This window comes from Vibrio coralliilyticus, from assembly GCF_024449095.1.
GTDB lineage: Bacteria > Pseudomonadota > Gammaproteobacteria > Enterobacterales > Vibrionaceae > Vibrio > Vibrio coralliilyticus_A.
Genome location: NZ_CP024628.1, coordinates 889,022 through 910,245, shown reverse-complemented (window position 1 = coordinate 910,245; position 21,224 = coordinate 889,022). Strand labels below are relative to the sequence as shown.

Annotated in this window: 19 protein-coding genes; 8 read left to right on the top strand and 11 right to left on the bottom strand. The window is 43.4% G+C overall.

Annotation, left to right across the window (positions count from 1 at the left end; genetic code table 11):
• Positions 1–16: 16 nt before the first annotated feature.
• Genes glpC through glpA form a run of 3 tightly spaced genes read right to left on the bottom strand, consistent with a single transcriptional unit; the run spans position 17 to position 4,181 of the window.
• Complete coding sequence (gene glpC, locus CTT30_RS19695) at positions 17–1,246, bottom strand: anaerobic glycerol-3-phosphate dehydrogenase subunit GlpC (protein ID WP_252036740.1); 1,230 nt, start codon at positions 1,244–1,246, stop codon at positions 17–19.
• Entirely contained in the window at positions 1,243–2,547 is a 1,305-nt protein-coding gene (gene glpB, locus CTT30_RS19690; RefSeq protein ID WP_252036739.1) for a glycerol-3-phosphate dehydrogenase subunit GlpB, read from the bottom strand. The genes glpC and glpB overlap by 4 nt, the downstream gene beginning before the upstream one ends.
• Positions 2,544–4,181: an anaerobic glycerol-3-phosphate dehydrogenase subunit A gene (gene glpA, locus CTT30_RS19685; RefSeq protein WP_252036738.1), complete on the bottom strand. Its 1,638-nt coding sequence runs from the start codon at positions 4,179–4,181 to the stop codon at positions 2,544–2,546. Before glpA ends, glpB begins: the two co-directional genes overlap by 4 nt.
• Positions 4,182–4,689: 508 nt before the next feature.
• Here glpA and CTT30_RS19680 point away from each other — a divergent pair.
• The gene (locus CTT30_RS19680) at positions 4,690–5,541 is read left to right on the top strand and encodes an MIP/aquaporin family protein (RefSeq protein ID WP_252036737.1); all 852 of its coding nucleotides are present in this window, start codon (positions 4,690–4,692) and stop codon (positions 5,539–5,541) included.
• 45 nt (positions 5,542–5,586) lie between these two features.
• Complete coding sequence (glpK, locus tag CTT30_RS19675; protein WP_252036736.1) at positions 5,587–7,101, top strand: glycerol kinase GlpK; 1,515 nt, start codon at positions 5,587–5,589, stop codon at positions 7,099–7,101.
• A 54-nt stretch (positions 7,102–7,155) separates the two neighbouring features.
• Here glpK and CTT30_RS19670 read toward each other — a convergent pair whose 3' ends face one another.
• The gene (locus tag CTT30_RS19670; protein ID WP_239836237.1) at positions 7,156–7,401 is read right to left on the bottom strand and encodes a YgjV family protein; all 246 of its coding nucleotides are present in this window, start codon (positions 7,399–7,401) and stop codon (positions 7,156–7,158) included.
• Between the two features lie 295 nt (positions 7,402–7,696).
• Positions 7,697–8,032, bottom strand: a complete 336-nt coding sequence (locus CTT30_RS19665) for a DUF496 family protein (protein ID WP_286037073.1) — start codon at positions 8,030–8,032, stop codon at positions 7,697–7,699.
• 178 nt (positions 8,033–8,210) lie between these two features.
• On the opposite strand from CTT30_RS19665, the gene CTT30_RS19660 reads away from it, so the two are divergent.
• The 6 genes from CTT30_RS19660 to luxQ all read left to right on the top strand — a co-directional run bounded on the left by CTT30_RS19660 (position 8,211) and on the right by luxQ (position 14,432).
• Positions 8,211–8,405: a hypothetical protein gene (locus CTT30_RS19660; protein ID WP_252036735.1), complete on the top strand. Its 195-nt coding sequence runs from the start codon at positions 8,211–8,213 to the stop codon at positions 8,403–8,405.
• Positions 8,406–8,434: 29 nt separating this feature from the next.
• Positions 8,435–9,091: a YceH family protein gene (locus CTT30_RS19655; RefSeq protein WP_239863978.1), complete on the top strand. Its 657-nt coding sequence runs from the start codon at positions 8,435–8,437 to the stop codon at positions 9,089–9,091.
• Positions 9,091–9,408, top strand: coding sequence for a GIY-YIG nuclease family protein (locus CTT30_RS19650; RefSeq protein ID WP_239863979.1), 318 nt, complete (start codon positions 9,091–9,093; stop codon positions 9,406–9,408). Before CTT30_RS19655 ends, CTT30_RS19650 begins: the two co-directional genes overlap by 1 nt.
• Before the next feature lie 66 nt (positions 9,409–9,474).
• Positions 9,475–10,614, top strand: coding sequence for a conjugal transfer protein TraF (traF, locus tag CTT30_RS19645; protein WP_252036734.1), 1,140 nt, complete (start codon positions 9,475–9,477; stop codon positions 10,612–10,614).
• Between the two features lie 150 nt (positions 10,615–10,764).
• Positions 10,765–11,862, top strand: a complete 1,098-nt coding sequence (locus CTT30_RS19640; protein WP_252036733.1) for an autoinducer 2-binding periplasmic protein LuxP — start codon at positions 10,765–10,767, stop codon at positions 11,860–11,862.
• Entirely contained in the window at positions 11,862–14,432 is a 2,571-nt protein-coding gene (gene luxQ / locus CTT30_RS19635) for a quorum-sensing autoinducer 2 sensor kinase/phosphatase LuxQ (RefSeq protein ID WP_252036732.1), read from the top strand. Before CTT30_RS19640 ends, luxQ begins: the two co-directional genes overlap by 1 nt.
• Here the strand turns inward: luxQ and CTT30_RS19630 are convergent.
• The 6 genes from CTT30_RS19630 to yccS form a co-directional block, all read right to left on the bottom strand.
• Positions 14,418–15,083 carry a PilZ domain-containing protein gene (locus tag CTT30_RS19630; protein ID WP_252036731.1) on the bottom strand — a complete coding sequence of 222 codons (666 nt, stop codon included), beginning with the start codon at positions 15,081–15,083 and terminating at the stop codon, positions 14,418–14,420. The genes luxQ and CTT30_RS19630 overlap by 15 nt on opposite strands.
• A gap of 106 nt (positions 15,084–15,189) precedes the next feature.
• Positions 15,190–16,722: a glycerol-3-phosphate dehydrogenase gene (glpD, locus tag CTT30_RS19625; protein ID WP_252036730.1), complete on the bottom strand. Its 1,533-nt coding sequence runs from the start codon at positions 16,720–16,722 to the stop codon at positions 15,190–15,192.
• Between the two features lie 210 nt (positions 16,723–16,932).
• Positions 16,933–18,192 carry a hydroxymethylglutaryl-CoA reductase gene (locus CTT30_RS19620; RefSeq protein WP_252036729.1) on the bottom strand — a complete coding sequence of 420 codons (1,260 nt, stop codon included), beginning with the start codon at positions 18,190–18,192 and terminating at the stop codon, positions 16,933–16,935.
• 78 nt (positions 18,193–18,270) lie between these two features.
• Complete coding sequence (locus tag CTT30_RS19615) at positions 18,271–18,549, bottom strand: hypothetical protein (RefSeq protein ID WP_239836247.1); 279 nt, start codon at positions 18,547–18,549, stop codon at positions 18,271–18,273.
• A 55-nt stretch (positions 18,550–18,604) separates the two neighbouring features.
• Positions 18,605–18,766 (bottom strand): hypothetical protein, encoded by a 162-nt coding sequence (locus tag CTT30_RS19610; protein WP_252036728.1) that lies wholly within the window; start codon positions 18,764–18,766, stop codon positions 18,605–18,607.
• A gap of 186 nt (positions 18,767–18,952) precedes the next feature.
• Complete coding sequence (gene yccS / locus CTT30_RS19605; RefSeq protein ID WP_252036727.1) at positions 18,953–21,130, bottom strand: YccS family putative transporter; 2,178 nt, start codon at positions 21,128–21,130, stop codon at positions 18,953–18,955.
• Positions 21,131–21,224 lie beyond the last annotated feature (94 nt).

Here is a 21,224-nt window from a genome sequence, read left to right as displayed (position 1 = left end):
CTCGAAACGAGAGCATTTAATGGCTTATTGCCATTGCTAGTAAAGAAATGGGGTGAATAGTTTCTAGCTGCGTGTTTTCTTCTATCTGCCACTTACAGGTTTCGCAATCTGTAATCGCATAGTCTGCTTCTGCGTTTTTGATCGATTCAAACAAGTGGTGTCCTATCTTCATTGAAACCGAATAATTTTCTTCTTTAAATCCATATGTGCCAGCGAGTCCACAGCATTCGCTATCTAACACAATCAGATCCAATCCTGGGATCTGGCGCAACACCTCTAGAGTGAATATCACATTACCGCTTCGCTCTAGGTGGCAGGGAGTATGGTATACCACGCGTTTGTTAATCGGTGACATAGATGGTGTGTTGCCGTTCATAAACTCTTTAAGCAGATATTTCATCACGTAATCAATACGGTTGTTGACGTGGTGATTTTCGACCCCTAATACATGCGGATACTCTTGCTTTAGGGTGAATGAGCATGTTGAGGAGGTCGAAATAACGGTTCGATCATGTTTTATCACTGCATCCTCAATGTTCTTTACATTGAACTCTGCGTGACGGCGAGCTTTGTTATGAAAGCCATTTGCAATCAGCGGCACACCGCAGCACTTTTCTTTCTCTAGTAACTGAACACCTATCCCCATAGTGTTCATGACGGTGATGAGGTCTTTGCCGAGTTGAGGATGGTTGTAGTTGACGTAACAACCATGAAAGTAACTAACTTGTTTAGGGTATAAATTCTGCTCCGAAACCTGCTTTTTGTACCAGCGACGAAACGTACCGTGAGAGTATTTAGGTAAGGATTTATGGTCATGCACACCAATGGTTTTATGCATGATCGTCTTGATGGGCTTGTTGTCTGTAATCCTATTGACCAACGGAGCAACAGGTGTTGCTAGAGTGCCGAACAGGTCGGTATGGCTTAAAACGAAATCCCGAATGAGCTTTGGACTTAGGCGTTTTTTTGCGTATTTTCCTCTAGCAACGGCGATGATGTCGCCAATGTTGACACCTGATGGACAAGCCGTTTCACATCGCTTGCAATTGGTACAAAGCTTAAGCGCTTCGTCGTAGTACTCCGCATTTTTTATACGTAATCGCTCTCCATCTGGGCCTGATTGCTTAGGGCCAGGGTAAAGTGGGTTTGCTTTAGCTACCGGGCAGTAAACCGTACAAACAGTGCATTTAATGCATTGATCAAAGCTAGTGATTTGAGGTGCGTGAGTGGCGAATTTTGTTGTCATACACGGGCCTCCTCAGATGTCATTGAGTGAATAATATTTTCAGCGACCTTATATGCTGACGCGATGGCAACACCGCCGCCACACCCTTCATATATAGGATCATAGTGAGACAACACTGAACCACAACAATGTAAATTGCTTATCGTCTGCCCATTTCTCGAAGGACTAAATTGACTGTTGGTCACAACGCCAAACTGCATAAATGGATGAGGTTGCTGACTCAAAAATGCTTTAGCGCGCCACTGGCGTCGGTGTTGGTGAAAATAAACGTCGAGGTTGAACACAGGTTCCACAACTTGAGTCGATTTCGCCACCAATCCATGGCTGAAGTAGCTTCCAGAGGCAAGAATGTAGTGCTTAGCTACCAGCGGAAAGTCTTCTAAATTCGCAGTTTGAATTGATTCGATACATGGTTTGTTGAGGTACCATTTTGCAGAGAGAGCTTTATCGCCTTTAAGCTGAATACCACCAAGACGGATAAATGCTCTATAAAGAGCTTCTTCAATGCGAATCCCTAGTAAAGAAGGAGGCATAGTGGGCACTTCGTGAAAATTAAGCTGGGTGAGCTGCTGAAGCTGTTCCATCAAGGTGAGCCCATCGCCATTTCCAATTATGGCAGGGAGAATAACAAGGTCATCTTTTGTCGCACCATCGCTGAGCTGATGGACTAGGCTGGAGAATGCTTTAGGCTGTTTGAGAGCCCTCGAAATATCAATAGAACGCAGTTCATTAGGGTTTTGGCGTGATGACTCAAAGCCTGGAATACGAATAGGCAGTATTTTTTTCTCTATATGTTGAAATGCTTCGATTTGGCTAAGATTATCGAATGCAAGTTGTGGCTGAAAGTCCCTAAATCCATCGATGGCAACGAGCACTAGCCTTTTGAATGTGGCTTTATGATGAAACTGGTGTACGAAAGGCTGTGATAACCATGTTGATTTTAGTGTCCCAAGAGGAGTAATTCGACAGTGATTGTTATGATCTGAACTGTGCGATAGAGACACGCCTTCTTTAGCTAATGTGGTCTGAAACCATTTCAATGAAGATTGTATTTCTTCAACACGCATTTTGCTGTAAGGATGTTCAGGGGAGAGCTCTTTGAGCTGATGAATACCAGAAAATGGATCTTTGATTGCTTGACCATTAGGTAAACTACTCAGTACGTCAATGGAGCCAGAAGAGAAGTGCAAAGAGCTATGGCCTTGATTGATTAATACGGTTTTAAGTCCTGATTCCAAACACCTAAGGGCAGCGCAGTAACCTGCAATCCCACCTCCAATGATTGCGACATCATATTTCATTGGGTTTCCTCCTTCTTTTCGGCATGGTTATCTAACTGGCTGGCACCAAATAAACCCTCATAAATCCAGTGACTAAATTCGGCCTCTCTGAGAGCATCTCCCCAAAAAATGGGTTGTATTCCTTTCCATCGCTCTTCTAAAAATTCGTTCAGCAGTAGACTGCATTGGTAACCATCAGCATTGGCATATTTATGAAACAAGTGCGCTGCTCGATAACTGCATAATTCTCCTTGGCAGGGGCCCATACCAAGCCTAGTTCTTCGGCGTAAATCGACCAGAGAATGAACATTAAGCTGTTTAATGGCATACTCAATTTCACCCGCTGTTACCATCTCACATTCACAAATAACGGTTTGTTTATCTAGGCTCTCATCAAGAAACTCTGCGACGCGTTCTCCATGTCTGTAATTCGCAGATTCGTAAACAGGCTTAGCGATACTGGCTGTTTTCCGGCTTTTTAGTTTATGTTCGTTTGAACCAGGTAAGGGTTTGGTATGGGTTGAGCAAGGTGTATCTACTGACAGTTTTTCGGCCAACAAATCAGTGGTCCATTCGGCCATAAGACGATAAGTCATTAGTTTGCCACCAGTGATGGTTGTAAAGCCTTTGAGGCCATCACGCTTTTCGTGATCGAGGAGTATGATGCCTCGGCTAATGTTTCGCCCACTACCATCGTCATCAACGGATACGAGCGGTCGAACGCCTGCGTAAGCGCGCAGCACTCGAGTATTAGCCATAATGGGAGCGAGTTTTGCCCCTTCTTCAAGTAAAACATCGACCTCTCTATCACTGACATGGAGATCATCAATCTGCTCGTAATCGATATGTTCAGAAGTAGTACCAATAAGGGAAATGGTGTCGCCAGGTACAAGGATGTCAGCATCGGAAGGCTTACGACAGCGGTTGATGACCAAGTTGTTAATGCGATAGTCGAGTATGAGCAGTGAGCCTTTAGCCGGAAACATTTTTATTTTTAAATCTGCATATTCGCAAATATTTTGGCCCCAAATGCCAGCCGCATTGACAACCTGTTTGGCGAACACTTGAAAAGGTTCATTGTGCTGCGTGTTGTAGCAATTAACACCAAGGACAGTATCTTCATGCCGGATCAAGGACAACACTTTGGTTTTATTAAAGAGGCGAGCGCCATGTTCTTTGGCGTCAAGCACATTGGAGGCGCATAAACGGAAAGGATCTAGTGTCCCATCAGGCACTTGGACTGCCCCTACTAATTTAGGGTTAACATTGGGTTCGAGCGAGAGGGCTTGTTTCGCTGTTAAGCGTTTTGTGTTGATACCTGCAGTGTCACAAGCGCCAATAAACGTGTTTTGAAAATCAATATCATCTTCAGGTAAGGTGATAAAGAGCCCTGAGGTTTCTTCCACACAATGACGAGCAATTGACTTGAGTATACGGTTTTCTTGAATACACTCCTTGGCCGACTCCTCATCAGTGACGGCGTAACGAGCGCCGGAATGTAGCAGTCCATGATTCCGTCCAGTTGTTCCTGACGCAATGTCATCTTGCTCTAAAAGGATGCAACGAATCCCTCGTAATGCGCAGTCGCGCATGATTCCGGTGCCAGTCGCACCGCCTCCAATGATAACAACGTCTGTTTCAAACCGTTTATCCATAGCGAAATGAGCCTTGTGAACAAATATCCTTAAATATAATGTGCCATTTATTTCATTTTATTTTCGATGTATTGCTCACAAATGTTCGTACGAAATAAAAATGCTTGTTGTGATGTTGGTTAATAGGAGGTTTTGGGTACTAACACGCAAGACCCTGTAGATATTACAGTAACAAGAGGCTTGAAAACGTATGCGTAACAAAAGATAAACATATGATAAGTTTGTAGTTAGAGTATTTACACCTGTTTAATGATAGGGCTCTATCATTACCACTTCTGGCTTGCTAGCAGGAGGGTATGGTTGCAAATTCATGTCAAAGGTGGATTTGGTCGCTAAGATCAAAAAATTGATTTAATTAACAAAATAGAGAACATAAAAATAACAAAATGTGCTCGAACGCTCATTAATGGGCTGGGGAAGTTTAATATCACGCTCTTGTATGCAAAATACAATGCGCAATCAATAAAAAAATAAATTGCGCATCTTAATGTAAACAAGGACTCTTACTATGACTAATAGAAAACCAACCTTACTTGGTGAATGTATCGCTGAGTTTATAGGCACTGGGCTTTTGATTTTCTTTGGCGTTGGCTGTGTTGCTGCTTTAGTACTTGCGGGGGCTCAGTTCGGCCAATGGGAAATCAGTATCGTCTGGGGCTTTGGTGTTTCCATTGCCATTTACTGTACTGCCGGTGTATCAGGTGCACACATCAATCCGGCAGTGACAATCGCACTGGCCGCTTTTCATGGATTTGATAAAGCGAAGGTTATTCCATACATCATCGCTCAAATGTTAGGTGCATTTTGTTCAGCGGCACTGGTATACAGCCTATACAGCAATTTGTTCGTTGATTACGAAATCGCTCATAGCTTCGTCAGAAGCAGCCAAGAAGCACTGGCAACGGCAGGAATCTTTTCTACTTACCCTCATGCGTCGTTATCATTTGCTGGAGCTTTAGCTGTTGAATTTGTCATTACTGCCGTTCTGATGTTCGCAATTCTGGCGCTTGGTGATGAAAATAACGGCGCAGTACGTGGTCCGATGAACCCTCTACTTATTGGTGTGTTGATTGCGGTTATAGGTGGTTCACTTGGGCCTTTGACCGGATTTGCAATGAACCCTGCTCGTGACTTTGGTCCTAAGCTATTCGCATACCTTGCGGGTTGGGATTACGCACTATCAGGTGCTAAAGACATTCCATACTTTATTGTTCCTATATTAGGTCCTATTGCTGGTGCATGTTTTGGTGCTTGGGCTTATCCAAAATTTATCGCTCAATACCTGCCAAACACGGGTACAGGTTGTACGATTCCAAATCAGTGTGACGACACTGAAGAAAATCAAGAAGCGCATGTTTAATACTAAAATTACTAATAGAAATATCGAAACAAGAAGGAAATGATCATGACTGAGCAAAAATACATAGTCGCGCTAGATCAAGGAACAACAAGCTCACGTGCAGTTGTACTCGATCACGATGCAAATATTGTCAGCGTATCTCAGCGTGAGTTCACTCAAATTTACCCTGAAGCAGGTTGGGTAGAGCATGATCCAATGGAAATTTACGCGACACAGAGCTCAGTGCTAGTAGAAGCACTTGGCAAGTCGGGCATTCGTAGCGATGAAGTTGCTGGTATTGGTATTACCAACCAACGTGAAACCACCATCGTATGGAATAAAGAGACAGGTAAGCCAGTCTATAATGCGATTGTTTGGCAGTGTCGCCGTACCGCGGCAATTTGTGAAGATTTAAAGCAGCGTGGCCTTGAAGACTACATTCGAGAGAATACAGGCTTAGTGCTAGACCCATACTTCTCTGGGACTAAAATTAAGTGGATCTTGGACAATGTGGAAGGTGCTCGTGAGGAGGCCGAAGCGGGTAAGCTATTGTTTGGTACGGTGGATACTTGGCTGGTATGGAAGATGACGCAAGGCCGTGTGCACGTGACTGACTACACCAACGCATCACGTACAATGTTATTCAACATTAATACCTTACAGTGGGATGAAAAACTACTTAAAGAAATGGACATTCCATTGTCTATGATGCCTGAAGTTAAGAAATCCTCTGAGGTGTATGGTCAAACAAACATTGGTGGTAAAGGTGGTACTCGTATTCCAATTGCAGGTATTGCTGGTGACCAACAAGCTGCACTTTACGGTCAGATGTGTGTTAATGCCGGTCAGGCAAAAAATACATATGGTACGGGCTGTTTCCTTCTTATGAATACAGGACAGGAAAAGGTCATCTCGAAGAATGGCCTTCTAACTACACTTGCGTGTGGCCCCGCGGGTGAACCTGCATACGCTTTGGAAGGGGCTGTCTTCATGGGCGGTGCATCTATTCAATGGTTACGTGACGAGATGAAGCTATTGGCCGACGCAAAAGACTCTGAGTATTTTGCGACTAAAGTGGACACATCAAATGGAGTGTACGTGGTTCCAGCATTTACAGGTCTTGGAGCGCCATACTGGGATGCATATGCTCGCGGTACTATCGTGGGTTTGACTCGTGGTGTTAATTCGAACCACATTATTCGTGCGACACTGGAAGGTATTGCCTACCAGACACGTGATGTACTTGATGCGATGCAAGCGGATTCTGGCATTAAGCTTGAAGCACTTCGTGTTGATGGTGGTGCGGTTGCGAACAACTTCTTGATGCAGTTCCAGTCGGATGTTCTGGATACGCAAGTCCTTCGTCCTAAGGTGACTGAAGTTACAGCGCTGGGTGCTGCATATCTTGCAGGTTTGGCAGTTGGTTTCTGGGGCAGCTTGGATGAAGTAGCAAATAAAGCAGAAATCGACAAAACATTTGTGCCTCATCACGATGAAGAAAAACGCAATCGACGCTACAAAGGCTGGAAGCGCGCCGTGAAGTGTGCCCAAGCTTGGGCAGATATGCACGACGAAGAGTAAAGCAAAACGCCCCGAACACGTTCGGGGCGTTTTGATTTAGCGGATAATGACTTACTATGCTGCGCTTTCGGCTTCAGTGCTCTTTTTTTCGCTTTGCATTTTCGCAAGGAAGTACACATTAACGCATGCAATAAAGCCATTCGTCACTACGACTGGCCACGCATCAATCATAAGACCGTAAGCGGTGAAAAGTGCACAACCAATGAAGTTCAGTACACGTAGCTTAACAATGTCTTTCATGGTTAAGGAAATCGCTACCATGATCGATGCTGCGTAACCTAAAATTTCAACCATATCCATAATTTGACCCTCTAAAAGTTTGCCGAACAATGTCGGTACCAATTCTTCTCATCTTGAGATAATTGAGGAAGCTCCATGCCTCGAATGGTCTAAATGATTATCTGTGAGGAAATATAACAGGGCTAAATGTGTGATGAAAGCCCCAGTTTTGGGTTTGTAGAAGGTTAGCGATTACGCAAACGTTTAACGCAATTTACTAAATTATAATAACCAAAAATGTTGGCATTACCTTCCGCTGGGATTAAAAAAGCTCGCATATTTTAATGCGAGCTTGATGTGTTACTGGAGTGAACCACTATTTCTTTTTGCCTTGAACGACTTGCTTATCTTCTTCTGTCAGTTCACGAATGCGACGGCTTATATCACGACGCTCTTTTGAGATTTCTGCGCTCTTAATGATATGGTCGTCTACACGATCTTCGTAATCCGCTTTCATATTTTTAATGATGCCTACGATTTCATCTGGAGTCATATCAGGTTTGATGTAGTCCATCAGGTTATCTAATAGGTCGACACGTTTGCGGTTATCACGAACCTTCTTTTCGTTGTCAAGCAGCTCGCGTTTTAGTTTATTCTTACGACGAGCCTGAGCTACAATTTCAAATACACCACTCATAGGTTCCTTTCCCATATTTACTTACCTTTAACTGTCAATGATTAAAACATAACATTCCTGCCGATAACAGTCTTAAGATCAATCATGACAAGGCGTTGACGGTTTTATCACCAATCTCATTATTAGGTGATTGAGCAGCAGCTATAGTTCAGGATATGATTTCATTCTCAATAGCAACATATACCTCAATATTATGCGAACTTCTGACATTATCATCCCCAAAATTGAACCTAATGATGCTCCTCAACGCTCAAGTAAAATTGTAGAAGCTTATCGAAAAGAGCGTACACGCCAAGAAGCGACAGAAGTTGAATTAAACCGTAGTAAAATCATGATGATCGATGAAGACGGTAATATGAGAAAAGTTCCCATTCTTTCTGAACACTGATTTGGGAAGATGCCAATAAGGAAATAAAAATGAGTATAGAACTAAACCCTATTGAAGCCCGTGTCATTGGCTGCTTGATTGAAAAAGAAGTGACCACACCCGATTATTACCCGCTGACCTTAAACAGCCTAACCAGCGCATGTAACCAGAAAAGCAATCGTGAGCCTGTAATGACGTTAAGTGACGTAGAAGTTCAACAAGCTGTTGATGGCTTGATTGCACGTCGATTAGTGAGCGATGAGAGTGCCTTCAACAGCCGAGCTAGCAAGTTCCAACACAGATTTTGCAACACGGAATTTGGTGACTTGAAGCTGACTGCACAAGAAAAAGGGATTGTTTGCTGCATGTTGTTACGAGGTGCACAAACGCCCGGTGAGTTACGCACTCGCACTAATCGACTGGCAGAGTTTTCCGATGTTAAAGAAGTTGAGGCCGTGCTCGAAGGTATGGCAGCTAGAGAAGAGGGCGCTTTAGTCGTTAAGCTACCACGTGAGGCAGGTAAGCGAGAGTCTCGTTATATGCACCTTTTTAGTGGTGAAGTGGATTTGGAAGCACTTTCTCCAGCGACAGAGGGAGTATCTCAGGCAGCAGACAACAGCCGAATGGAGTCTCTAGAGCAAGAGGTGACTGCACTGAAAGCTGAAGTGGCTGAACTACGACAAATGATTGAGGAATTAACGGCTTAATGTCGAACCCTAAGTCAAAAATGGTGTGTGCGGATTGGTATGTGTATCTGATCCGGACACGCTTAGATACGTTGTATTGCGGAATAACAGTCGATGTAAAGCGGCGTTATACCCAGCACCAACAGGGTGTAGGTGCAAAAGCGTTAAAAGGAAAGGGGCCTTTAACCTTAGAATGGTCTGCTAAAGTAGGCCAAAGCCGCTCGGATGCTTCCAAGATAGAATACAGAATTAAGAAACTCACTAAACCTCAAAAAGAGCAGTTGATTTCCGGTCGCTCCAACTTAAACGACTATATCGATATGACGCTACCCGATTAATATCACATCATTTTCTGAAATTTGTATTAACCTTGACTATGGGACTTCATAAAGGTTGATATGGATATGAAACTATTAATAAAAAAGTTAGTAGCGGTGGTGTCAGGTTTAATTTCGTTAGCTGCTAATGCGGCAACGGTTGTTCCCGATGGTCGGGGAAATGGGATGGGCAATACAGGGGTGACTACGGCGGATTATGTCTTAGCCCCTTTTTATAATCCTGCTCTAGTCGCTGTTTATAGAGATTCCGATACTGTAGGAATTCTTTTTCCAGGTATCGGGGCTAGAATTCGAGATACTGATAAGACGCTTGAAACGGTTGATGACCTTCAAGATGTTATTAAACAGTTTGAAGCGAACCCTTCAACACCAGGTATTGAAGACACAATTAACAGCTATTTGGATCAGCTTTCAGATGATAAACCCCTTGGCGTTAATGGTGGAGTGGTTGCTTCTATTGCGTTACCTTTGAACTCACTCTCGACCAATCTGTTTTTACGTGGTTACGCAGACGTCATTGCTAACACGGATATCTCTAATGATTCTGACACTCAAACAAGATACGAAAACTCCAGAGTTGATACGATTGCTTTTGGCTACAGTGAGTTCGGTGTTGCTATAGCAAAACGTTTGACGATCGCTGGCCAAGACGTCTCTCTGGGGATATCGCCAAAGTTTCAAACTATGCGAACCTATAAACAGGTTCTGACCGTCGAAAACTTTGATCTGGATGATTATGATCAAAGTGAAACCAAGGATGATGCATTTAACCTCGATCTGGGCGCAGTGTGGTTTTATCAGCAATTCCGCGCTGGATTTGCCGTTAAGGACTTGTTTTCTCAAAAGATTGATACGTTAAACATTGGCGGTGTTAGTACCTACAAATTAGATACTCAGGTGACGGTTTCAGGGGCATACGCGTTAGATTACTTTGTTGCAACGGTTGATTGGGATCTCACTAAACAGGAACGTTTTACTGATCGTAATGATGACACTCAATTTTTGCGTTTTGGTATTGAAGGAAATGCGATGGGTTGGGCGCAGCTCAGAGTGGGTTATGAAGTGGATTTGGAAGACACATTAGATAATTCTATTACCGCTGGCATTGGCATAAGTCCGGGCGATATAGTCAGCCTAGATCTAGCGGGAAGCTATGCCGGAGATAACCAATATGGCCTTTCAGGCAATTTATCTTTTACGTTCTAAGTGCATTTGTGCATAATGCTATAACTTATGTAAGTTAATGTTTTTAATGGATTAATCTGTAGTTATACAGCCTGTTTATGGCTGTATACTACGGATTGTCTGAGAAAACAAAAATGGAAGTCTGTTAGGCATCCAGTAAGAGGATAAAAGATGTTAAAAACAACGTTCTTGTCACTAGCCGTCATTGCGTCGGCGGCAAGCCATGCGCATACCACTCAAGTCCTCAATGGTTATTGGCAGTATGATGAATACCTCGAGTCTAACCCAGTACAAAAGCAGTTAACGGATGCGCTTTCAGAAACGGTGAGAAACTATCCGATTCCCATTTCTTTAAAACAGGATAAACCCGTATCGATTGCGGTTGTGTATCCTGGGCAGCAAATTTCAGATTATTGGGTAAGAAATATTAGGGCCTTCGAAACCCGCCTTGAAAAACTGGGGATCAGCTATAAGATTAATCAGGTTTTCACACGTCCTAACCTAGATGTCAGACAACAAAGTTTATCTTTATTAGAAGCGGTACAGAATAAAGCGGACTACCTGATTTTTACTCTTGATACCACCCGACATCGCAAGTTTATCGAGCATGTGCTTAGCTCGACAAACACTAAGCTTATTCTACAAAACATCACAACTCCGGTAAGAGCTTGGGATGATCAACAACCCTTCATGTACGTTGGATTCGATCATATCAAAGGTGCTCGAATCATTGAGCAGTACTACAAAGAGACTGTCCCTAAGCAAAGCCGTTACTCAGTACTCTATTTCTCCGAAGGCTATGTGAGTGATGCGCGCGGTGATACGTTTATCGAAGAAATGAGTCACCACGACTCTTATCAACTTTCTTCATCCTATTATACAACAGCTACGCGAGAGTCCGGCTTTAAGGCCGCGGTTAAAGCGATTGAGAAAGATCCGAACCTTTCATTTATCTATGCGTGTTCAACCGATGTTGCTTTAGGTGCAGCAGATGCTCTTAAGTCAATGAAAAGAGAAGATATTCTCATCAATGGTTGGGGAGGGGGAAGTGCAGAATTGGAAGCGATTGCTAACGGGCAGTTAGATGTCACTGCGATGCGAATGAATGATGATACGGGGATCGCAATGGCTGAAGCAATCAAGTGGGATCTAGAAGGGAAAGCTGTACCTCATGTTTATTCTGGTGATTTTGAGGTCGTGGCTAAGACAGACAGCCCGGCTAAAGTTGAGAAACTTAAGCAAAGAGCATTTAGGTACTCGGATCAATAATGGACTTACTAGCGCGGCGAGGCAGGAAAAGTCGTCTCGCCACATTACTTACTCGTTCTATATTCCTCACCATAGGCGTGTTGTCTTTGGTGATGGTACTTCAGAACTATCAAGTAAACCGCCAAGTCGTTTCCCAAGAGGTTGCACGCTCTAAACTACAAACTCAGAGTTTAGTACAGCAAATTTTCAACTTTAGACTGAAAGCTTTAGAGATCCAGCAGGACAGCTACAGTCGAAATGAATCCCTTATCGATGCATTTGTCACATCAAATGTTGCCGGTTTAGACCGTTTCTTTAATGGAATTGATCAAGCTGCACCTGAACTTGCTCCTGATTTTAGATTCATTACCGCAGAAACTGAGGTGGTATGGGATGATTCTAACTATCAATTTTATGGGATTTCCCCTGAACAACTCGCGCACCTGAATGATGAAATGACGACGGGTGGTAGTTGGCATTTATCACAAACACCATCGTTACTTGGCACTCGTTACCTAATGATTCGAAGAGTCCCGATTATTTACATGATTTCCGGTGAAGTGCTTGGGTACCTACACGTTGGTGTTGTGCTTAATAATAACTTCGCACTGATCAATGCATTAGTCAGGGGGAGTAATGCCGATGAAGTGCTGTTGTCTGTTGGTTCAGAAGTTATTGCATCAAGCACTAAGGACAAAGGGTTTAGGCATATTGAGTGGCTGGAAGAAGCTGCTCTGGACTATACCGCCAGTCAGTATATGGTTTCTAAAACGGACTTAACCATCAGCGATGTTGCAACATTTTTATCGATTTATACTATACAGAACAACCAGCCGATTATTACGCTGGTGCGCAGTCACTATATGTGGGTAGCGATAACCGCATTGCTATTAGTTGTGATTGCGGTATACAGCCGTCAGTGGTTGGGTAAACGGGTATCCAAAGAGCTTGCTAAGCTGATGCGCTATACAGAAAGCACTGTTGAAGCTAAGGATTCCAGTAAATTTCCAGGCTCTACGATTGAAGAGTTTGATCAAATTGGCCATTCCTTTGAGTTGTCTTTTCTACGATTAAGTGAGCAGGAAAAGCAATTTGCTGACTTATTTAACTTTTCTCTTTCTCCAATCACACTCTGGAATGTAGAAGGTAAGTTGTTGAGAAGCAATCCCGCTGCAGAACGAAGCTTTAGAAAAAACACTGGCTTAGAATATGATGATGACCTGCTCTTAGTTGAAAAGCTCGGACCACATATTCGTATGTGCGCTAAAGGGGCAACGTTAACCGGCATTAACATTGCCATTAGAGATAAGACGTATAGATGGAATTTATCTCCTATTTTCATCGATAAAGGCATAAGCAACATTATGGCTCAAGGTCAGGATGTGACGAGTTTTGTTGAGGCTGAGCTCCAAAGCCAGGCAGCTCGAAAAGAAGCGGAAGAATCGGCGCGAGTACGAGCAGACTTTTTGGCAAAAATGAGTCATGAACTCAGAACACCACTCAATGGCATTTTGGGGGTATCCCAACTGCTAAAAAGTAAATTGTCAGATACGGAAGACATCGAACATTTGGATGTACTCTGTAACAGTGGAGAGCACCTCCTTGCTGTACTTAACGATATTCTTGACTTCTCAAAAATAGAGCAGGGTAAATTCCATATTCAGGCAGCTGACTTCCGCTTAATTGAGCTGATTAGTGCAGTTGAGAAAATTTACACGCCACTATGTGATGAGAAAGGAATTGGTTTTGAAGTCAAGACCAATGTAAGCCATTCCACCTTTGCCCATAGCGATCAAGTGCGGCTTAACCAAATTCTGTTTAACCTTGTGAGTAATGCGATCAAGTTTACTCACGAAGGTAAAGTGACTGTATCGTTAATGTGTGGCAATGACGGCCAAAACTCTTGTTTAAATATTAGCGTTAGTGATACAGGTATAGGCATTGACCGTGAACGTATTTCGCATATTTTTGAACCGTTTGTTCAAGCGGAGGCTACCACCACTCGTGAATATGGTGGTAGTGGCTTGGGGTTAGCCATTGTTCACAGTTTAGTTGAAATGCTCAATGGTCATATCGAGATTGAAAGTTCAATAGGGCAAGGTACTACATTTAGTTTGTCAGTACCCATAGAGTTGACGGAGTCCGTAGAACAGGTAGAAGCCAATACACTCTTAGCTGACCCAGAGACTTTGTTTGATCGTACGCTCAACGTTTTACTTGTCGAAGATAATCACACGAATGCATTTATCGCTAAAGCCTTTTGTGAAAAGTACGGTATGGAAGTGATCTGGGTGCAAGATGGACATAATGCGATAGACCAACTCCAAAAGTCAGCTAAATTTGACCTAATTCTCATGGATAACCAATTGCCTAACTTAGGCGGTATTGAAACCACCAAAATAATCCGTGAAGATTTGAAGCTCGATATCCCAATATTTGCTTGTACTGCAGACGGTATGCAAGACACCAAGCGAGCATTTCTAAGCGTTGGTGCAGATTACGTAATTGTGAAACCAATCAAAGAGTTGGCACTGAATCAGGCGTTTATACACTTTAAAGAGCAGTACCTTACCAAGCTAGAAGAGTGTTGAAAGTGCTGATTGTTCTAGTAGTGCTTGCTTTAATTCGTCGGAGAGTACGATTTCCTCATTGAACTTGATACCAAACCGATGCCCTTTGTTTTCTTTTTGAATCCCGACAATTGAGTACTTAATGTCGTCCGGTAGCCATTCACTAAGTGGGGTGTCGAGTTTGATGATGCTTGCTTTCGACAATTCACTCTCACCAGGTATAAAAAACGCACAGCCAGATACAGAGAAGTCAACCATGACCGCGTTATAGCTGACGGTATTAGATTTCACTTCAATAGGAACATTCAATGCGTAACGTTCATGCTCACGAATAGCTTTGGAGGCAAAATGCTGTGGTATGCGAAGGAATATTAGCGCACCTGGAGAACTGACTTGAGATATGATCGAAGTTTTAAACGCAACGATGTGGCCGAGTTTGGTGTTGGTTATCCCACGAATAATGATGGCGACATTGGTTAGCTTGCGCATAACCAGAGACTCTCTGGCTTTCTGTGGTAAATCGATGATCAAAAATTGATTGGTCTTACAGCCAATGTAACTAGTACTGAAAGGCTGAAGGTCTTCAGGGCCAAATTCGATGGTTGCAGATAAGCGCATTCCAGGAGCGAGAAGTTTTATAAGTTCAGAAGCAGTGTCATTCACAGAGTGCATGGGCAATACCAAATCATATTATAATATTAGCGTGTTTTTTAAATATACTCCCTTCTAAATCAAGTGTAAGTTTCGAGATTAAAAATGGGGGCTAAGCCCCCATTTCTCATGCACATTGTGCGTGAATGCTATATTCCGTTTTTTCAAGGTAGCGTTCAATGGCGCGATAGCATTCGGGGTCACACAATAAATGCAACTTACTACGTCGTTTAAGAACATCTTCTGCGTTAGTGCCGAGTTCTTGCTTCACTAGATAATCTATTTCCTTTTGATAAATGCCTTCAGAAAACTTGATACCAAGATCTTGTTCAGTTATGACATCATTAAGCAGTTGTTCGACACGACTACCGTATGCACGTAGCCAACGCAGTCGAGTATCACTATCAACAAACGGGACCTGCTTGGATAAACGAGACTCCATTTCGTCCCATATGAAGTTCTCACCGCCAGGCAGTGGGGCCTCTTTCGTCCAAGACTCCTTTAAATTGAAGTATGGAGAAAGGTGCTGCATAGCAGATTCCGAAAGCTTTCTGTAAGTTGTTAGTTTCCCGCCAAAAATGGAGAGTAAGGGCGCTTCACCTTCTTGGTGATCTAATGACAGTGTGTAATCGCGGGTGATGGCTTGCGGTGAGTCGGACTCATCATCACACAGCGGTCTAACACCACTGAAATCAGCAACCACATCGTCCAGTGAAATCTGCTTACGGAAGTGCTGGTTTGTGACATCAATGAGGTACTGCTTTTCTTCTTGGCTAATCGAAACTTGTCGAGGATCCCCTTTGTACTCGACATCGGTTGTACCGATCATCGAGAATTTACCAAGATAAGGAATCACAAACACGATGCGGTTGTCTTCGTTTTGCATGATATATGCTTGCTCTTCATCGTGTATTTTAGGCACGATGATATGAGAGCCTTTAATTAATCGAATACCGTAAGGAGAAGGTAGTTTAGTGTTTTCGGTTAAGAACTCTTTAACCCACGGCCCCGTTGCATTGACTAACGCTTTAGCTTTTCTGAAAAACGTTTTGCACGTGCGCTGATCATAAAGCTCAACGTGCCAGATACCATTGACACGTTGTGCTTTTGTTACCTGACAATAGTTGCTGACCTCTGCCCCAAGTTCTTGAGCTTGGATTACATTAAGAATCACTAAGCGCGCATCATCAACCCAACAATCAGAATATTCAAAGCCAACATTTAACTCGGGTAAGGTCACATTCTGGTTGTCCAGTTTGATTTTTTTACTACTAGGTAGAGAAGTCCTCTTACCTAAATGATCGTAAAGGAACAAGCCTGCACGGATCATCCATGCAGGTCTTAGGAAAGGGCGGTGAGGCAGTCTAAAACGCATCGGAAAAGCGATGTGCGGCGCTTTGGCGAGCAATACTTCTCGCTCTGCGAGTGCTTCACCCACCAAACGAAATTCATAATGTTCAAGATACCTTAATCCACCATGTATCAACTTTGAGCTAGCTGATGAAGTGGCTCCGGCAAAATCCTGTGCTTCATAGAGGCCGACTTTCAAGCCTCGGCCAGCAGCGTCTACTGCGATACCAGCACCATTGATGCCACCTCCGACGACTATTAAGTCTAGCAATTCTTGTTCTTTTTGTTCTTTTAAGTAACTAACGGTCATCTTTTTGTTCCCTAATGTTCGAACGAGCATTTGATTTCTGCAATATAACCATATTGCAGTCGGTGATGTTAGTCTTTACGCAAATAAATATGATCTGGATCATTCAAAGGAGCGAGTTTCGAAAGTAAAACGAATGTTTTTTGGTGAAAAGAAAATGTAGGAACAAAAAAGCCCTCGACAAAGCGAGGGCTACGTAAAAAGAGGTTAAAGCTATCGTGCGAGTTTTTGATGTGCTCTCGAAAAATGACCAGCACAGAATGCACCGACAATTGAAAGTTCACCAGCAAGACAAAGTGCAGCGGCGACTTCAGCCAGTGCTTTCGCTTTACCAGTGCCATGTAACCCGAGAAGTTCTAAACAGGCCTTTTGGCTAGGAAGACTGGTACCTCCGCCAATCGTACCCACCATAATGTTGGGTAAAGTCACACACGCATAGAGATCTCCTTGTTTATTGAGCTCCATACGTGTGATGCCTATTGCTGATTCAGAAACGCACGCTGCATCCTGGCCGCAGGCGATGTATAAAGCGGCAAGAGCATTCGCGTAATGCGCATTCACGCCGATTGACCCGCTCAAAGCTGCGCCGGTAGATGTCATCTGACCAAATTTAACCATTTTTTCGGGTGTGGTATGAAGAAACTTTTCAACTAACGCTTTGGTGAGCTGGATTTCAGCCGTGACCTTTTTTCCTCGAACATGCCGTAAAGTGTGTGTGTTGGGCTTCTTATCTCCTGATAGGTTGCCATCAAGAAAAGATTCCTGAGGCGCTATGGGGGAGTGCTCCAATATGTAGTTGTACACTTCGTTGGTTGCGATAGTGACCATATTCTGTCCGGATGCATCGCCAGTGTGGAATTCAAAAATCAGATAAACGTGATTGCCTTCGATATTGACGTTGATATCGTGTAGTTTGCCATGCGATGTGGTTGATTCTGCCACTTGCTTAAAGTGGTCGTATTGAGTCACTACCCAAGCGACAAACTGGCCAGCATCGGCAAGATGTTGAAATTCAAACACGGGCGTTCTGGTCACGCCTTCGTTGAGTAACATCGCACTCGCGCCACCGGCTGCTGTAATCAATTGAGCACCGCGGTTATATGAAGCGACAAGAGCAGCTTCGGTTGTAGCGAGCGGTACATGATAATCTTGGTTGGCATAAAGGCCGTTGACACGTAAGGGACCAGCGACTCCCACAGGGAGTTTTACTGTTCCAATGAAATGCTCAATGTTCTTGTTGTAAACGTCAGCATGTTGAGCCGTTACCGGATCGAGTAATACTTCCTTCGCTGTTAACGTGCTGAGTTTCTCCCAACGTTTCGCTATATTTCTCTCTGAGATATACGGGCTTGGTGTTAAACGCATGGCTGGGTGTTCGAAATGCGGGCTAAGTTGTTGCTCGAGTTGATCGGATTGTGGCCCTTGTTTGAAAACAGGATTATTGTCACGGCGAGACAAATTGATTTTGGGCATGGCGAAAACAAAATATAAAATTATCAGTGGATTCTAACGTCTCTGAGCGGGAAGACAATAACTGTTTGCTTTTTATAACTACACATGAATATCGAGCAGAGTACCTATCATCTCCTGATCTCTTTGCAGCATATTCGTGCCAATGCGGCTGTACTGTTCTGCTTGTGTCAGTTTCAGCATTGGCTCGATTTGGGAAGGTTCTGGTTGTTTAAATTCGACTTTATTGAATTCGTAAGATTCGTCTTTTTGGATAGGGTTGGTAAGCGGAACTTGGTTGATTTCGTGCGCAGCCTCCTCAGCCATTTTCGATGACTGCTCAATCAGTTGATAACTGGGCTGGACTAATGAGACGGACATAAACACCCCCTACATATTTAAGCTTAAGGTGCATTTGCGTTTTCAGCAAGTTGTGCTAGGAAAACAGACTTGCGATCAGTTTTTGCTCTTCATCTGTAACCAGAACACAGCTGGACTCTTCCAACGTTTGTGTAATTTCACCTCTCAATGCACGTAGTTGATGAGGGGTTAGTGTTTTTATCTGTTCTTTGAACAGTTCAAATTGTTTTGTATTCATATTATGTTGCGTTCGAATCAATCTAGATGGCCGGTTCGAAAAACAAGAGCTGCTTCTTTCCATCTTCTTACTCCCGTAAGAATTATCTGAATACAGTTTATGAAAAAGAGGTCAAATTATGTCCGAATAATGTCAGGGAGTGTTAGAGAAACGTGAGGGTGTACCCGTTGCGGCCCCTTATGATTACTAGCTTTTATCGATAGTATCCAACTGATTGACACGGACAGCAAATTTACTTGCTAAGGAGTGTAATTCGGGAAGCATTCGATAGATTAAATATAACTGCTGCAATACCATTTTGGCTGAGTTGTCATCCTCTTCACGCCATTCTGCCAACCTCGCTTCAAGTGCAGGATCATCGATATCACTGGTATCACAGCTATTGCAGTGATCGTTCAATTGAGTGAATAACACCTCTAGATGCTGATGAATGACACGGTGTGCATCCAGCACCAGTTTGTGTGTCTCCTCGTCACTGATTCTTGTTCTGTGCGCTCCTAACGCGGAAATATAACTCAGCAGAGCATGACTTAATGTAAGAAAACGGAAGCTTTCATCAACAGCAGAGCGATAACGTCCAGGCTCTGCCAGCATTGAACTGATAGCGTTAGTCAGGTTCGCATCATGATTGTGGGCGCTGCGTCTAGCGATTCGATAGGTTAGGTTATCCTTTTTACCAATCCGATATTGACCAATGATCTGAGCAAGATAGTGGCGGTTAGCCTGAATCGTGTCCGCCATAACTTTATGTAAGCGTTTAGATTGCCAGTCAGGCAGAATAAAGGCGACAGCGAGCACAGCTAATGCGCAGCCAATGATCGTATCGGCTAAGCGAGGGAGGACAACCGCATACCCCTCACCAAGTTGATGGAAGCAGAACAGGACTAATACGGTAATAAACCCTGTAGCATAACCATAGTTTGCTAGCCTGAATGCAAAGAAGGCAACACCAGAGATAACAATGAATACCAGCTGGCTTTCCTGTGAAGGGAAAAAAGTCAGCAGCGGGACCCCTATCAGTAAGCCTGCAAGGGTGCCGAGTACTCTGGCGACAAGCTTTTGCCGTGTGGCGCTGTAGTTAGGCTGACAAACGAATAGTGTCGTCAGTAATATCCAGTAGCCCCGTTCAATATCAAAAGCTTGAATAATGCCGTAACCCAGGGTTAGGGCAATAGACATTCTCACTGCATGGCGAAATAACATTGAATCTTTGTTGAAGTGGGAAGTGATACGCATCCACATAGCACTGAGAGTATGTGCTTCAGTATCATCGAGTACATCTTCTTCAAGTGCTTCAGCATCTGGATTACTGATGTTACTCAGCTGCTTTTCTACTGTCGCAAGGTTATTGAATAGATAATTAAGTTGATTAAGAAGAGATTTCCATTTGGGGTTGTTTTGCTCTTGTAAATGACTCAATGAACTCATCAGTTCATCCAGTGCGACGACGGACTCTCCACTGTGTTGGTATTCCTTGCCTAATCGAATAGCTTGAGCTATCTCTCGACATGCTTTGGCTTGTGTTTCTAACAAGTATTTAAAGCGGAATAAAACATCTGAGCGTTCAAAGTGTTCGGCAAGCTCTTGATAACGATAATGACTGGAGCTGACTCGTTCATGAATATCTTGAGCGAGGAAATAGATGTTGAGGAAACGGTCGCTAGCCCCATCAACATGTCCGCGATTAGAACGACTCAATAATGTCGCCTTACATAGGTTTAAGGCGGTTACGGTTGCGGCATTGAGTGTGGCTTCTTTTAGACGATAAGGCTGAGGATCCAAGTTGGTCACTGGGTGAAATAACTGACTGCGAGAGTCTAAGTAATTGGCTAACTGTAAAAATACAGTTGCTAAACTTTGTTGGACAGGCTGCATTGGCCAAAGTGAGGACCAGAGTATAGACATGAAAAAATACCAAGATGCCCCAGCAAGTAACATCAAAGGCTGAAGCCAAACACTCGTACTTTCATGAGCTCCAAGCATGGTGTAGACAGCGATGAGCAAAGAGCCAAATGCGATACTGGCATATCGGGGGCCGATAGCGCCCAGCATAATAAAACCAAAGCTGGATACAAACAGGCCAACCGCAAACAGAGTCGGTGTATCAAATAGCAGCTCAATCGAGAACGACGCTATAGCGAAACATGCCAATGTTAAGGTGATAGAGATGAGTCGGCCGGTAAATTTATCATCACTTTCTGCAAGTGCTGCCGCAATTACGCCTAGAATGAGAGGAATAATGTAAGCGTCCATCGGGTAATACCAACTTGGGATGACAACACCCAATAAGGTCACCAAAATAAGCAGGCTGTAGTTTATGGTCTTATTAACCCAGTAAAGGCGGAGTTGACTGATAAATTGCACGTTATCGATTCTTTGTGTGGCTTTGTATTGACTATTGTAACTAATAGTCAATGGTAAACTTCTGATACAGGTAAAGAAACGGGTCTGTTTGATT